The sequence below is a fragment of the Alcanivorax sp. genome, from assembly GCF_002726155.1.
Taxonomy (GTDB): Bacteria; Pseudomonadota; Gammaproteobacteria; order Pseudomonadales; family Alcanivoracaceae; genus Alcanivorax.
This window is the reverse complement of record NZ_PBSH01000004.1, coordinates 53,659-69,080: the sequence shown is the minus strand read 5'-3', so window position 1 is coordinate 69,080 and position 15,422 is coordinate 53,659. Positions and strand designations below refer to the sequence as shown.

11 protein-coding genes are annotated in these 15,422 nt (G+C 53.1%); 8 read left to right on the top strand and 3 right to left on the bottom strand.

The annotated features are described in order from the left end of the window. Positions 1-95: 95 nt before the first annotated feature. Genes CL546_RS00910 through CL546_RS00895 form a run of 4 tightly spaced genes read left to right on the top strand, consistent with a single transcriptional unit; the run spans position 96 to position 5,926 of the window. Complete coding sequence (locus CL546_RS00910) at positions 96-1,418, top strand: hypothetical protein (protein ID WP_290492411.1); 1,323 nt, start codon at positions 96-98, stop codon at positions 1,416-1,418. Then, entirely contained in the window at positions 1,418-2,170 is a 753-nt protein-coding gene (locus CL546_RS00905; protein WP_290492410.1) for a hypothetical protein, read from the top strand. The genes CL546_RS00910 and CL546_RS00905 overlap by 1 nt, the downstream gene beginning before the upstream one ends. Beyond that, the gene (locus CL546_RS00900; RefSeq protein WP_290492409.1) at positions 2,115-4,487 is read left to right on the top strand and encodes a DUF6160 family protein; all 2,373 of its coding nucleotides are present in this window, start codon (positions 2,115-2,117) and stop codon (positions 4,485-4,487) included. Before CL546_RS00905 ends, CL546_RS00900 begins: the two co-directional genes overlap by 56 nt. Before the next feature lie 50 nt (positions 4,488-4,537). Continuing rightward, on the top strand, positions 4,538-5,926 hold the full coding sequence (locus tag CL546_RS00895; RefSeq protein ID WP_290492408.1) for a hypothetical protein: 1,389 nt from the start codon (positions 4,538-4,540) through the stop codon (positions 5,924-5,926). 287 nt (positions 5,927-6,213) lie between these two features. Here the strand turns inward: CL546_RS00895 and ppsR are convergent, their stop codons facing one another. After that, the gene (gene ppsR, locus CL546_RS00890; RefSeq protein WP_290492407.1) at positions 6,214-7,032 is read right to left on the bottom strand and encodes a posphoenolpyruvate synthetase regulatory kinase/phosphorylase PpsR; all 819 of its coding nucleotides are present in this window, start codon (positions 7,030-7,032) and stop codon (positions 6,214-6,216) included. Positions 7,033-7,543: 511 nt separating this feature from the next. On the opposite strand from ppsR, the gene ppsA reads away from it, so the two are divergent. Continuing rightward, complete coding sequence (ppsA, locus tag CL546_RS00885) at positions 7,544-9,922, top strand: phosphoenolpyruvate synthase (RefSeq protein WP_366603286.1); 2,379 nt, start codon at positions 7,544-7,546, stop codon at positions 9,920-9,922. An 88-nt stretch (positions 9,923-10,010) separates the two neighbouring features. Beyond that, on the top strand, positions 10,011-10,307 hold the full coding sequence (locus CL546_RS00880) for a Rieske (2Fe-2S) protein (RefSeq protein WP_290492405.1): 297 nt from the start codon (positions 10,011-10,013) through the stop codon (positions 10,305-10,307). A gap of 155 nt (positions 10,308-10,462) precedes the next feature. On the opposite strand, the gene CL546_RS00875 is transcribed toward CL546_RS00880, so the two are convergent. Beyond that, on the bottom strand, positions 10,463-11,062 hold the full coding sequence (locus tag CL546_RS00875; protein ID WP_290492404.1) for a lytic transglycosylase domain-containing protein: 600 nt from the start codon (positions 11,060-11,062) through the stop codon (positions 10,463-10,465). Positions 11,063-11,405: 343 nt separating this feature from the next. On the opposite strand from CL546_RS00875, the gene CL546_RS00870 reads away from it, so the two are divergent. Further along, a complete protein-coding gene (locus CL546_RS00870; protein WP_290492403.1) occupies positions 11,406-12,980 on the top strand; it encodes an FMN-binding glutamate synthase family protein in 1,575 nt (524 codons plus the stop codon). 88 nt (positions 12,981-13,068) lie between these two features. Beyond that, entirely contained in the window at positions 13,069-14,433 is a 1,365-nt protein-coding gene (gene gorA / locus CL546_RS00865) for a glutathione-disulfide reductase (protein ID WP_290492402.1), read from the top strand. Positions 14,434-14,519: 86 nt separating this feature from the next. Here the strand turns inward: gorA and CL546_RS00860 are convergent, their stop codons facing one another. Next, a complete protein-coding gene (locus CL546_RS00860) occupies positions 14,520-15,401 on the bottom strand; it encodes a cytochrome P450 (protein WP_290492401.1) in 882 nt (293 codons plus the stop codon). Between the last annotated feature and the right edge of the window lie 21 nt (positions 15,402-15,422).

The window sequence follows — 15,422 nt, the reverse complement described above, 5'->3', positions numbered from 1 at the left end:
TTGACGCTGTGTAGCCTTGTGACTAAAGATCATCAGACCTGACCAAAGTACTCAATGAAAGAATCAGGCTGGAATAACAAGAAAACGAGGTCACAGTGCGCCCAAGACTCCAATCGACCAACCTGCTGTTGGCTGCGACCCTCACCTTGGGCGCCGCTCAAGCGCAAGCCCTTACTGAACTCAGTGATGACTCTCTGTCAGATGTGCAGGGGGCGGGCTTTGCCTTTGCACTTGATAATTTCAGCATGCGATTTGCGCCGGAAAGTTTTATTGAATTGACCGGTGCGGGGGTGAATGGTGTTGGCTGGCAGCGAGGCGACGCACGTTATTATGGGTTGTCCATGACAAATGGGGCCCAGCCCGGCGGCACGGACTGGTATGCCACGCTTAATGGAGGTTCCAGCGCTTGCGGTGGAAGCAGCGCCTATGGCAATACCTTTCTTGCTTGCCCTCTAGGTAACGGCAATAGTCTTGGGGCGGGTGTGACGCCAAACCAATACGGCATCGGTGCCATGGCTTCAATCTATGACCCTTACGTGCTGCGTGTTTTTGATTACGAGGGGTACGATTTTCAAGGCAATTACCTGGACGGATCTGCAGGCAATGAAAAGCCAACGATTCTTGAGTTGATTGGCCCCAGCCAAACAGAAGATTGGCGCTGGAGTTTCTGGGGCGAGCTGGAGGTAGACCGTGTAGCCGGTGACCCTAGCGCAGCTATCGGTGCAGCAAACTGCTCGTCGGGAGGGGCGGACTGTGCCGATTTCCTGCAAAGCCAAACGATCATTCATGGTAAACCCACAACAGCTGATGGCAAGCCTGCCATTCTGCGGCTCATGCAAACGGAAAATACGGCCGATAATACCTTGGGTATTACCTACCAAAGCGCGCTTTCCGGTGACTTCCGTTTCTCCGTTCGACAAAAAGATACCGGCGCGTTAGCTGATACGCTTCATAATGTTCCGGATTTTGATGATGCTGAAGGCATGTATTTCAAAAATGTAGATGCCTTCTTGCCTCTTGGCGTTTTGCATTACCAGGCTCTTACGTTGGATGCTGTCAGGAATGGTTCAGGCGATGCTACTGGCGATTTCGTTATTGAATTAACTCGAATTCCTGACATTCCCGAGATTTATAACAATTTCTATTGTGGCGATGTCGGTAACACAGGGGATTGCGCTCTGAATTCAGATGGCAGCATCGCTAGCCCCAACGAAGATACCCGTGGCTACGTGCGCTGGGGCGATTTTGATAGTGTCAATATTGCGACAGGGGCTGGGCTTCCATCTGCTACAGCAACCGATAACGGCATTTATTTTGTGAATCCTTCAGCCGCAACCCCAGTCACCAATCTGGGGATCTCCCGCATCGAAGGTATGCGCATTCACCACATGAAAATTACCACATTGGGGGCTAATTAATGACCAGTTCATTTTTCCTCCGCATGAGTGAGCTTTTTCCTGAAAAAGCCCCCCCAGCTTTTGCTGTCCTTGCCGTGGTGTTGTGCCTGCACACGAATCCCGCCCAGGCCCTCGAAGCCATGGATGACACAGAGATGGGTACAGTTACAGGGCAGAAAGGGATTCTCGCGAGCTTTCAGTACTACTACAACAGTAGTCCCGCGGAAGCCGATCTCGGTGCCCCCCTGTCTATTTGTGATACTCCTAATGGTGGTAGCAGCCTGGCAAATATGAATTGCCGCTTCGGCCTTCAATTGAAAAATCGCGAGAGCGAGTGGTTGGTCTTTAAAAACGGTCACGCGTCAATTGATCTACGGCGTTTGGCAATTGACGCATCCTTGTTGGGTGATTCCCACGGTGGCACTGCCGCTTATCATGGTTACTTCAATGAGGCTAAATTTACCGACCAGGATGGCTCTACTTGTTTACTGCCCAGCGGGGATTGTTCCGGAGCAGCAGCATCAGGATTGGCTGAGATGCCAGGTCTTCGCTTGAGCTATCCAGAGGGTGCGGCTGATGGGCTTGAGTTCAATGACGTGCGTTTCGGGCTGTACTTCGAGGGGCTGGCTGTAGAACCCAATGCGCTTGTTCCAAGCGGCAATGGTTGGGAAGGCAACAATAATGGCTCCTTTATGGGCCTGAATATTGCGGATAACAATGGTCACCAAGCGGGAATTGCGTTTGGTGGCGATTTTTATCTTTACGGTTATTAAGGCGGCAGCTGCTTTCCACACGGTGATTGCTATGTGTTTAAAGACAGAAAAAAATAACAACCTGCCGCACGTGCCGCCTGCGGTTTTTGCAGCAATGCTGTTTATCTCTTCTAACGTTCACGCATTGGAAGTTCTTTCTGAGCAAGAAATGGGCGCTGTGCAAGGCCGTGATGGTGTGACTATCGGCTTGGAAGTACCGCAAGGGGGCGAGATCACAGCTGAACAAATCCGCTGGGAAGTGGATAACGGTGAAGTTGATGCAAACAGCAACTCACTTCAGAACCATCTGATCATTGGTGGTACAGCCGTCGACGCAAACCAGTTTGCGATCAAACCGATTGATCTGGATGGCACAGCTGCAAGCCAGGCGTTGGATTTTGCATTGGCCATCGATTCCTACACCAATAACGAGGGCCGTTCTGGCCTGGGCCTTGATGCGACCTGGAACCGGATGCGTGTGCAGATGGATAGCTTGTCTGTCACAGACACATCACGTTCATTCGGGGCCGTAGCCCTGGATGCGGGTGGGCGTTTTGCCGTTTTTGGTGACGGCGGGTTCGCCAACTCATCACTCAGTGCAGATCAGGCACGTGTGATTGTTAACATCGGGGATATTGATAACACCGACCCGGATCCGAATACATGGACCATGGGGCAGCCCGGTCGTCTGTTTTATCGAATGGGGCCGGCAGGGAGTACGGAGGTGCAATTGGACAACTTCGGTTTCCTGTTTGACATGCACCAGGGAACGGTGGGAGTAAACTCTGACGGAATCGTTGTGAGTAGCGCTCCGGGGTCGCGGACTGACTTGAATCTCACTTTTGATGTTTTTGCCAATGTTGCCAATGGAGCGTCGACGGCGTTTCAGTTCAATGAGCAATCCATTCCCATGCTCCTGTTTGGCTGGCGCGGTGGCATCGAGGACTTTGATTTGCAGCTGCGCCCTCAGGGTGCTTGGTTACCGGATGACGGTACATTCACACAAGGCCTGACGGCTTCACTGGGTTTTGATCTAGCCGATAATTTCCAATTTGTTCTTGGCGAAGCCAGATATGAAGATAGTGGTAATGAGGGGCAATCATATCTGGAATTTACGCAACCCATCAGTATGCCGACGACCTTGGGGCAGAATCGAAAGGATATTGAGTTCGGCTATCTAACACTGGATACCGTTTCAGCGGCTCATCAAAGTGTTGGGGGCATCTGTTTTGGTGGTGCCAACACCTATGGTAGCACCCCATCGGCTTGCGCCACCTCAACGGGCGGGGTACTTCCCACTGAACTCCTGGATATTGCGCCTTCAGACACAGGGCTTGCGATTATAAATCGTGAATGGGGTCTTCATGCCTATTCTTCCAAGGTCGTCTATCGCGACGGTGTTTCAGCTGCAAACAATATTGATGAAGGGTGGGCTCTAATCTATACCCTTGGCGATATTAGTACCAACTGGTACCTCTACCCACAGTCAGGAGATGGTGCCACGCCGGGATCCCCCGGATTTACCATGGATGTGGTTGCTGCCATCCAGACAGAGGGTGGGGCCGACGCCAACGGGAGACCGGATCGCTCCCGCTGGGAAAATGGTACCCACCTGATGATCGGCGATACGGACTTCCAAACCAGTTATCACGACCCGAGCAACCCAACCGCTGATGGCCTAGCCATTGGTTTGATGGGGGCTGACTTGCTGTTTGCCACCAATGATATGGGCGTCGGTGTGTCCCTTGGGGACGGTCTGAATCTTTCTTCCAATGAAGTACGGTTGCAGCTTCGCGGGATGTTCGGTGGAGGCGATGTGCCTCGCATGGAGTCTCCGGTTTACGGTAGCTACATTGATATGAACCTGGAAATGGACGAATTCGTTTTCAAGATTTTCCCTTCATTGAATGGAGATGCGATTAACTTCGGCGGCTTCCTCAGCTTGGCAAACCTTAATAATGGTTTTTCCAATGACACCGGTAGCGGTCATGGACATGATGACGGAACCTATATTTCCTTTGCCGAACCCAATTTGAATAAATTGAATGTAGATGTGCGCTTAGCGGATATTACAGGCGATATCGAAATTCCTTCTAACTCCATTCTTGCTGGTGGTGGCGGGAAAATCGATCTCCTGTCGGCTTCTGGTGAAGCTGATGGTAAACCAAAACTGCGCATTGAGAACAATCTGAATATTGGGGCATTGGCAACTAAGCCTGGTGGTGGTGCTGGTGATCCTCTTGAGATTGGAAGACTCGAATTCGGCGGTAAAAATCTGGGCTCCATGATTATTCCATCAGCGAAAGTTTATACTTCACTGACACTGGAACAACAATAAGTACGAATATCGGCTAAGGCCTTTAAGAATAACATCTTCGGGTATTGCTAATGAGAATTAAAATAAAATCCAGCTTCCGATTATTGCCGATAAATTCCTCTGGTTGCTTTTTTGCACTTGTTTTTTTGCTGTTCTCGCAAGCCGTGCAGGCTATGGTTGAGCTTAAAGATGAACAGTTGGCTGACGTGACCGGGCAAGCTCTGTTGCAAATGAATAAAGAGTTCACAAATGGATATACTTTTTATAAGGCGGGATTAGATGCAGAGTTGAGGCTCAATATGAACATTGACAAGCTTCAGCTTGGTTGTGGGGGTGTTAACGGTACAGATGGTTGCGATCTAGATATAGATAATTTTTCTCTGGGGTGTGTCGCAAATAGCAGTGGGCAATGCATTACGCAAAATCCCGTTTTAGGGAGCATTCAGAAGCCGGGTCTTTTGAGGGACTGCGGAAATGGAACTTGCGTAGGCACGAATATTGATAAAAGCATTCAAGATCAACTAAAAGATTTCATCATCAATAGACCCTTTTTCCAGTTTGCAATTAAGAATGATGGCAGCACAACGCTGCGTGAAGTTGTTGGCGTTCGCATGGGGGGGGAGCAGGTTTCTGGGCCGATGTCTTTTGGGTCACTGAATGTTTTTAGTGGTTTTATGAGCGGTAATGCTCAACTTGACCTACAGGAACAGGGGCGGGGAAGAAACCCTCAGGATGTGGCTGTTACCTGTGGGCCTTTAACGGGTCCATGTCCTGGTAGCTTAGGAGGGTCAGGCGTTAACGTTTTTGGCCTTAATGAGCCTGATAGGTCTTTAGGACTTGATAATGATGAGGCGTGCGTGCTTTTTATATGTGAGGAGTTTCGCAATCTCACAGTTAGTTTCGATGGAGTGACAAGAAATTCGCCGGTATCCGTGCTTGGGAACAGAAGGAGTCAGGCATTAATTTCCAATTTGAATCTTGGTCGTAATACTCATGGTGGCGTTGAAGGTGCCGTGGCAGCAATTGTGGACTCCTTATCGATTGAACGCTCGAGTGGCCTACCGTCTGGGCTAATTAATCTGATCAAAGGGTTAATTCAAGGTCAGATGGAGCAAAAGATCATTAACCAGCTTGCCGCTGGCTTGAATACTTCTGTTGCATCTTTGGATAACAATACTTATCAACTGCCTTATAATTTATCTAATGTTCATCAGCTTGACGTGTCTTCTTCACTTTTTGGTTTGTCCTTTCAGAAAGAAGATGTACGGTACCCTGGCTATTCAAACGCTGTCCCCGTAGGCTGGGCAATGTATGCCCCTGATGCATTTACACTTGATATTAGTGATAGAACAACGGCTTTTGTTAGTAATATCGCAGGCAATGCAAATGCGAGGAACGGAAATATTGTGGGCTTGGAGGCGCCCTTGAGGAACTGCTGGGGAAGCTCGCGCTTCTGTTAGAGCCAAAGAAAACTAAAAGCCTGCTGGCTTGATTGGCAATTTGAGCTTTTGGGGGCAGTGCTTAGCGCTCCCCTCATCCATAGCTCACGTCGGAGTCGTGGTATTTTCCCTGAAAGACATCAATGCTGCCTTTTCTATGTGCTACGTTATATTGTGGTGAAAGGGCGCTTCAATTTACCTGTTTTCCTGCCAGCTTGGCTTCTTGATTTTTGTTGACTACATAACATTAAAGCCTTTAGGTCAGATTAACTATGGCTTTATTCAGGCACAAACTTATATGCTGGTCGCTACTGTAACCGCCGCTGCAACCCCTTCATGGCCAGAACTCGCGTACTGATCTCCTCAATAGACAGCTCTGTCGCATCCAAATACGGAATATTGTGTTTGTTGTACATGGCTTCAAGGGCCCGTAATTCCATGTCGCATTGTCGAGGGGAGGCGTATTTGCTGCCGGCTTTGCGCTCACTGCGAATGGCGCTGAGGCGGTCGGCGTCGATGGTGAGGCCGAAGAGTTTGTGTTTGTGTTCGACCAAAGCTTTGGGTAGACGCAGGTCGTCGAAATCGTCTTCGGTGAGCGGGTAGTTGGCGGTGAATAGCCCGAACTGCAGCGCCAGATAGAGGCAGGTGGGCGTTTTGCCGGAGCGGGAGACGCCAATCAAAATGATGTCGGCTTGATCATAGTGTCGAGTTCGGGCGCCGTCATCGTTATCCAGGGCAAAATGCACCGCATTGATACGAATGCGGTAGGACTCGGCGTCGCGGATGGCGTGACTTTGGTTAATCTTGTGATTGGAGCGCACGCCGAGCTCGTCTTCCAGTGGGCGAAGAAAGGCGCCGAACAGGTCGAGGATCAGGGCATCACAGCTGTGCAGAATAGCGCGGTGATCGGTGTTGACCAGCGTTGAGAAGACGACAGGTTTGGCGCCATCTTCTGCTGCTGCTTTATTGATGCGGGCAACGGCTTCGCGGGTCTGCTCATCGGATTGAACGAAGGGCAGGGTGATTTGCACAAATTCGATATCCCCAAACTGGCTCAGCATGCTGTGACCAAGAGTCTCTGCGGTAATCCCGGTGCCGTCTGAAAGGTAAAAAGCGCTTCGTTTCATTACGTTTGCCCATTGCTCGGTCGCTGGAGTGCCGCTCATTGCGCCCTTTGGATGAGCGCTGGAGCAGGTGATTCATGGCTCGAGTGCCGCTCCTGCGGTAAGTCGTTGTTTTGAATGGAGCCAGTCTAGACGGTGTGTCGTTATGCAGCCAGTGCTATCTGACGGCATTGGCCGGTCCGTCGGGCAGTTTGAGATGCCTTGCATTGTCCGGGCAAGACACAGGCACTACACTGCGCTCAATAATTCTACCCTGATAGAATACCTCTTCATTTTCAATGAGATAGCTCGTGATGTCCGCCAGTAGAGTGAGGCGGTACAAGGTGTTGACCAAAGTGATGCCCAAATACCGGCCAAATCTGAAAGAGGGGGCAGGCAAACTGTTTCGGTTTTGAGTAGAATGTCGGCTCGATTTGATCCGGCACCTTGTGCAGCCACTCATTATGGCGCTATCGGCACAAGGTGTGCCGACACTGCTTTGGCCAACAAACCAACCAGTAACACGTAAAAGGAGATGACCTTGGCGGAATATGTAGTCTGGTTTCAGGACCTGGGTAAAGATGACGTTGAGCACGTAGGCGGCAAGAACGCATCCCTGGGCGAAATGATCAGCAATCTGTCGGCAGCGGGTGTCTCCGTTCCGGGCGGTTTTGCTACTACCGCTGAAGCCTTCCGTGAATTCCTTGAGCACAACAACCTGACCCAAAAGATCAACGAAGCGCTGTCTGCGCTGGACGTTGAAGATGTGGTAGCGCTGGCGAAGACTGGCGAAGAGATCCGTCAGTGGGTGGTTGATGCGCCGTTCCAGCCTGAGCTGGACAAGGCTATCCGTGATGCATACGCCCAGATCGGCGAAGGCAACGCAGACCTGCCCGTGGCCGTGCGCTCTTCCGCAACGGCAGAAGACCTCCCTGATGCGTCTTTCGCCGGTCAGCAGGAAACCTTCCTGAATATCCGTGGCGTTGATAGTGTCATGATTGCGGTTAAAGAGGTATTCGCCTCCCTGTTTAACGACCGCGCCATCAGCTATCGCGTTCACCAGGGCTTTGACCACAAACTGGTAGCTCTCTCCGCCGGTGTTCAGCGCATGGTGCGCTCCGAGACGGGCGCTGCTGGCGTGATGTTCTCCATGGATACTGAATCCGGTTTCAAGGACGTAGTCTTCATTACTGCTTCCTACGGGTTGGGCGAGATGGTCGTACAGGGTGCGGTTAACCCGGACGAATTCTACGTTCACAAGAAAACGCTGCTGAACAAGAAGCCTGCTGTGTTGCGTCGCAATTTGGGCAGCAAGATGCAGAAAATGATCTATGGCGCTGAAGGCAGCGCGGGCAAGTCTGTTGAAATCGTTGACGTGGACAAGGATGAGCGCATTCGCTTCTGCCTGACGGATGAGCAGATCGAAAACCTGTCACGCCAGGCGATTGAAATCGAGAAACACTACGGTATGCCCATGGATATCGAATGGGCGCTGGATGGCGACGATGGCAAGTTGTACATCGTTCAGGCTCGCCCGGAGACCGTGAAGAGCCGTTCCGACGTGAACGTGATGGAACGCTACCTGCTCAAGCAGACCGGTAAGGTGCTGGTAGAAGGGCGCTCTATAGGCCAACGCATCGGTGCGGGTAAGGTGCGCGTGGTAACCAGCATCAAGGAAATGGACAAGGTTCAGCCTGGAGACGTACTGGTAACCGACATGACCGACCCGGATTGGGAACCGGTTATGAAGCGTGCTGCGGCCATTATTACCAACCGTGGCGGCCGTACCTGTCACGCGGCTATTATTGCTCGCGAACTGGGTGTGCCGGCCATCGTTGGCTGCGGTGACGCCACTGATATTCTTAAAGATGGCCAGGAAGTGACCGCCTCCTGTGCAGAGGGCGACACCGGCAAGATCTACGAAGGTCAGCTGGAGTTTGATATTCAGCGTAACTCCATTCAGTCCATGCCCAAACTGCCGTTCAAGATCATGATGAACGTGGGTAATCCGGACCGGGCCTTTGATTTCGCTGGCTTGCCGAACCAGGGTGTGGGCTTGGCCCGTCTGGAGTTCATCATCAACCGTATGATTGGCGTGCACCCCAAGGCGCTGCTGAACTACGACTCCATGCCCAAAGACGTGAAGCAGAACGTAGACAAGCGGACTGCCGGTTACGGCGATCCGGTCGATTTCTACGTTGAGAAGCTGGTTGAGGGCGTTTCCACCCTGGCAGCGGCCTTCCATCCTGAGAAAGTGATTGTGCGTCTGTCGGACTTCAAGTCCAACGAATACGCCAACCTGATCGGCGGCAAGCTGTACGAGCCTGAAGAAGAGAACCCGATGCTGGGCTTCCGTGGCGCCAGCCGTTACATCAGCGAAAACTTCCGCGACTGCTTTGAACTCGAATGTCGTGCCATGAAGAAAGTCCGCGATGAGATGGGCTTCACTAACGTGGAACTCATGGTGCCATTCGTACGCACGGTGGGTGAAGCAGAGCAGGTTATTGATCTGCTTGGCAAAAACGGTCTTAAGCGAGGCGAGAACGGTCTGCGTGTCATCATGATGTGCGAACTGCCAACCAACGCCTTGCTGGCGGATGAGTTCCTGCAGCACTTCGACGGCTTCTCCATCGGTTCTAACGATTTGACTCAGCTGACGCTGGGCCTGGATCGGGATTCCGGTATTGTCAGCCACCTGTTCGATGAGCGTGATCCGGCGGTGAAAAAGCTGCTGAAGATGGCCATCGACGCCTGTAATGCTCAAGGCAAGTACATCGGTATTTGTGGTCAGGGCCCGTCAGACCATCCGGATCTTGCCAAGTGGCTGATGGAACAGGGCATCTCGTCTGTTTCCCTTAACCCGGATTCGGTGCTGGATACCTGGTTCTATCTGGCGGAAAAGCACGGCAACTAATGCCGGCTTGACCGACCGGCTGCTTCGCAGCACAGTAAAAAGCCCGCTTCTGCGGGCTTTTTACGTTACGGAATCCGGTGAGGGGCAAATGTTTCATCGACTTATCCGCATCATGGATCTTTACGACGGCCTGCGGCTGCCTGTTACCGTGGGGCGCAAGGAGTTGCTATTGATTCATGAAGACGGTCGCACCTGGCTGATGCAGCGACGCTGTCCCCATGCGGACTTTCCGCTCGACCGTTGTACGGTCATGAATGATCAATTGCGTTGCCCGGGGCATGGGCTAACGTTTTCGCTGCGCAGCGGTAAATGCCAGACATCAAGTTATCAGCTCGAGCAGTTTCGAATTGATTATGATGGGCAGTGGCTGGGTGTGGAGATTTGATGGGCGTTGGGTTTGTTGTCTGATTACGCCTTTAGGCTAATCAGACCTACGCAGCAATGATCAAACGCTGGTTTTGTATTTTGTAGGTTGAATTAGCCTGAAAGGCGTAATCCAACACTGGTGTTGACGGACCTGACTGAAGGGGTGGGGACGGCTTACCGTGACGCAAACACCGTTTCTTCCCCCAACTCAGCCACGAACTGGTGTGCATAGCGCTGGCGCAGTTGTTTCACTTTCTTCACGTAAGCCTGGGTTTCCTTGAAAGGCGGAATGCCGCCATAGCGTCGCACATTGCCTTCGCCGGCATTGTAGGCGGCGAGAATATGGTCGAGATCAGAAAACTTGTTCTTCAGGTAGGCAATGAACTGCGTGCCGCCGGTGATATTGGCACGCGGATCGAAAGGGTTACTGACTTTCAGGTAGGCCGCGGTTTCGGGCATCAGCTGCATAAGCCCTTGGGCACCCACGCGTGAAATGGCGTTGTGGTTGAACAGCGATTCCGCATGAATAACGGCTTTGACCAGTGCAGGGTCTACACGGAAACGGGTAGCCGCCTGGGTAATGATGGTGTCGTACTGGTCACGCTGGGCGTTGGACAGGGCGCGCGGAGTGTAACTCCAGCCTTTGCGAACGGATAGCAGGGTGTATTGTTGGCCCACCTGTTCTTGAGCTTGATCGGTGAACAGGATGGTGCCATCCGCAGCGCGGTACTTGTAGATATTGTCTGCCTGTACGTTGTTGCTGGCGACTAGCATACAGCCAGCCGCAAAAGCCCCCGACAGCCAGGATTTGGTCAATAAAACCCGCATTGAACCCCGTACCCCTTCACTGGTGTAGCAAGATGCTTGTTGGGCACCGTGAACACCGTTAATTTGTTGTTCTTCCGTCGTTCTGGCTTATGGCCAAGCGTTACCCCCATGATAACGCCATTCTTTTTTCTTTCTGGCCAGCACCAGACGAATTGACCACACTGGCCGCCAAGCGTAACAAAAACGACGGACTGACATCATACTATTGCGCTGGGGGTGACCCAAGTGCGCTGGCGCACATTTCCGCCTTGAGCCACCCAGCTGCGAATACAGCGAGCGAGGAGAGCGAATGTTTCCTGAGTACCTGGAACCCTGGTTGAACAGCACCATTGCCTGGCTGGAGCTGGGCTTTTTACTGCTGGTGTTGCTGCTAACGCTGGTGGCTGTTGGGTTATGGCTACAAGACCGTTTTTTTCAGAAGCGTCACGCCATTCGCCGTAATTACCCGCTCATCGGCCGTTTTCGCTACTTTTTCGAGACTCTTGGTGAGTTTTTTCGCCAATACTTCTTTGCCATGGACCGTGAGGAGTTGCCTTTTAACCGGGCGCAGCGTGCCTGGGTTTACCGGGCCGCCAAGGACCTGAGCAACACCATGGCTTTCGGCTCTACCAAGCAAATTGGGGCAGGACGGGTTATTTTCATGAACTGCCCGTACCCGACGCTGGAGAAGAACGCGGCGAAAACCCTGCCTTTGATGATTGGCCCGCACTGTGATCAGCCCTATGTGGCGCATAGTTTCTTTAATGTCTCCGGTATGAGCTTTGGCGCCCTGTCGCGTCCGGCGGTTCAGGCGTTGTCCCACGGCGCAGCTATTGCCAATTGCTGGATGAATACCGGGGAAGGAGGGCTATCGCCTTACCACCTGGAAGGAGGTTGTGATGTGGTCTTTCAGGTGGGCACTGCTCGCTACGGCGTACGTGATGCGCAAGGTAACCTGAATGATGAACGGCTTGCTGCAATTGCGGCGCGGCCACAAGTCAAGATGATCGAGATCAAGCTCAGCCAGGGCGCCAAACCGGGCAAGGGCGGTATTCTGCCCGCCGCTAAAGTCACCCAGGAAATCGCCGACATTCGCGGTATTCCGGCAGGTCAGGCGTCCATTAGCCCCAATGGCCAGCCAGATGTACATAGCGCGGAAGATCTACTGGACTTGATTGCCCATGTGCGCGAGGTGAGCGGCAAGCCCACTGGCATCAAATGTGTGCTCGGCGCCTGGGCGTGGGTGGAGGACTTGTTTCTGGCCATCCATGCGCGTGGCCTGGAGTCGGCGCCAGACTTTATCACCATCGATAGTGGTGACGGCGGTACCGGCGCGGCCCCCATGTCATTGATGGATGATGTCGGCTTGTATCTGGCGGAATCCTTACCGTTACTGGTGGATCTTCGCGATGGCTACGGCCTTACAGACCGTATTCGTATTATTGCGTCGGGCAAGCTTATAACTCCCAGCATGGTAGCCTGGGCGATAGCCGTGGGAGCGGATTTCTGCGTGTCCGCGCGGGGCTATATGTTTGCTCTGGGTTGTATTCAGGCACTGCAGTGCAACCGTAATACCTGCCCGACTGGCGTCACCACGCATAATCCGCGATTACAGCGCGGGCTGGTGCCGGCGGAAAAGTCCCAGCGGGTGGCGCACTTCCATAACAATCTGGTCAAGGAAGTGGAAACCATCGCCCACTCTTGCGGTGTGACCGAGCCTCGCCAGTTACGCCGGTATCATGCTCGTATGCTTAGCAGTAATGGTGAGTCGATTCCCCTGGACCGACTGTGGCCGCAAGTAGAAGCGGGCCTGTATCTGCGTGAAGGTCGCCCCAGTGAAAAGCAGCCGTTTATACGCTGGCAGGGCATTGGGACCGGTCCATAATTGGCGGCAGCTATAAGCATTATCGAATGGCTGCGTTTGTGCTGATTGTCGCAGCCATCACAATGAACAAAACGAAGAGGAGTTTTCAGTGACCACGGAATTTGATCTTGTTGTAATCGGTGCCGGCTCAGGTGGCGTACGCGCCGCACGCATGGCTGCCTCCCATGGCGCCAACGTTGCGATTATCGAAGAGCGTTTTTTCGGGGGCACCTGTGTCAATGTCGGTTGCGTGCCCAAGAAACTGTTTTCGTACGGCAGCCATTTCCCCCAGGAATTCGCATTGGCTGAAGATTATGGCTACACCGTGAAAGGCTGGGATTTTGACTGGCCCACACTGCGTGATAACAAAAGTCGTGAAATCAGCCGGCTGAACGGTATTTACCAGCGGATCCTGAATCAGGCCGGAGTGACCATTTTTGAAGGTCACGGGCAGGTGCTGGGTGGCGGCAAGGTTTCCGTGGGTGAAACTGTACTGACGGCGCGCCATATTCTGGTGGCGGTAGGTGGCAAACCCTTCGTGCCGGACTTGCCAGGCCGCGAGCATGTGCGCATTTCCGACGACTTGTTCTATCTGGACACGCTTCCCAAGCGTGTTGCCGTGGTGGGGGGTGGCTACATCGCCACGGAGTTTGCGGGCATCCTGCACGGCCTGGGCTGTCAGGTGACGCAGGTCTACCGTGGCGATCTGTTTCTGCGTGGCTTCGATCAGGACATTCGTGAGTTTATCGCCGAGCAGATGAAGGAGCAGGGCGTAACCCTGAAATTCAATGCGGACGTTGCCAGTATTGAGGCGATCAACGACGAAAAACACGTTACCTATCAAAGCGGTGAGCAGGCTGTATTCGATGAAGTCTTCTATGCCACCGGGCGTATCCCCAAGCTGGATGACTTGTTCGCTGAGGGCGCTGCGCCGACCATGACAGAGGGTGGCGCTATCAAGGTTGATGACGGCTTTGCTACCAGCATTGACGGTCTCTATGCGCTTGGCGATGTGATTGATCGCGTGCAATTAACCCCGGTGGCACTGGCGGAGGGCATGTGGCTGGCTGCGCAGCTTTATGGTGAGCACAAGCCTGAGGCGGCGATGGATTATCACAACATTGCCACTGCCGTATTCAGCCACCCCAATATTGGTACGGTTGGTTTGACGCAGGAGCAGGCGTTGGCCCGCGTGCCGGCGGTGCGGGTGTATAAAAGTGCGTTCCGGCCCATGCGTTACACCTTGGGGGACAAACAGGAGCGCTCACTTATCAAGCTGATTGTGGACGATGCCACCGACAAGGTGCTTGGTTTGCATATGGCCGGTGAAGACTCAGCAGAGATTACGCAAGGGTTCGCTGTAGCGATCAAGATGGGGGCCACCAAGGCGGATTTTGATGCCACCGTGGGGATTCATCCAACTGCGGCGGAGGAGTTGGTTACTATGCGCCAGGGGGTGTTGGTCCAAGCTTGATAGCAAGGCGTACCGAGTTGCGAGAAGCGGGTTTCGAAGAGAAACGTTCATGGAAGCCTAGTGGCTCTCGTAACTCGTAACTTGCTTCATATTTTTTCCAGTTTTACCGGCAAACCATCGGCAGGCACTGGCAGGCTGCTGGTATCCACTGGCATTTCGTAGTCGGCGGGTACCGACCACCGATAGCTGAGCAAGACCTGGTGTAGAACTGCTTTCACTTGCAGGTCGGCAAAGTGTAGACCGATGCACTTGTGGGCACCGCCACCAAAAGGCATCCAGGCATAGGGATGCACCTTGTCTTCACGCCGTTCAGGGCTGAATCGTTCCGGGTCGAAGCGCTCCGGGTCTGGCCAATATTCCTCCATATAATGGGTGAAATAGGGGACCACGTTGATAAAACTGCCAGCGGGAATAAAGAAGCCCTCATACTCCACATCCTTGACAGTCTTGCGGGGCAGGGAGGGTACCGGTGAGCACAGCCGCAAGGCTTCCTTCATGGCCAGGCTGATACCTTCCAGCTTGGGTAGATCGTCATACTCCAGCTCCCGTTTGTTCAAGGCACGGCTCTCTTCGCGCAGCCGCTCCTGCCATTCGGGACTCTTGGCGAGATAGTAGAAAAGTGTGGAGAGGGTGATCGTGGTGGTGTCGTGGGCAGCCATCATCAGAAATATCATATGGTTGACCACATCATCGTCGCTGAATCGCTCACCGTCCTCGGTGCTGGCATGGCACAGCGCGCTGAACAGGTCCGACTCCTGGCTGGTGCGCTTGGCGGGTAATTCCTTGCGGAAAAACGCTTCCAGAACGCGCCGGCCTTTAAGCCCTTTGGACCAGCGCAGCCCGGGCACGTTGGTACGTACGATGGCTGTGCCAGCACGGACCGTATCCACGAAGGCCTTGTTGAGGGAGTCTGCCTCCGGTCCCAGCTCATAGCCCATGAACACATCCGTGGCCAGATCCAGGGTCAACTGCTTTACCTCTGAAAGCAC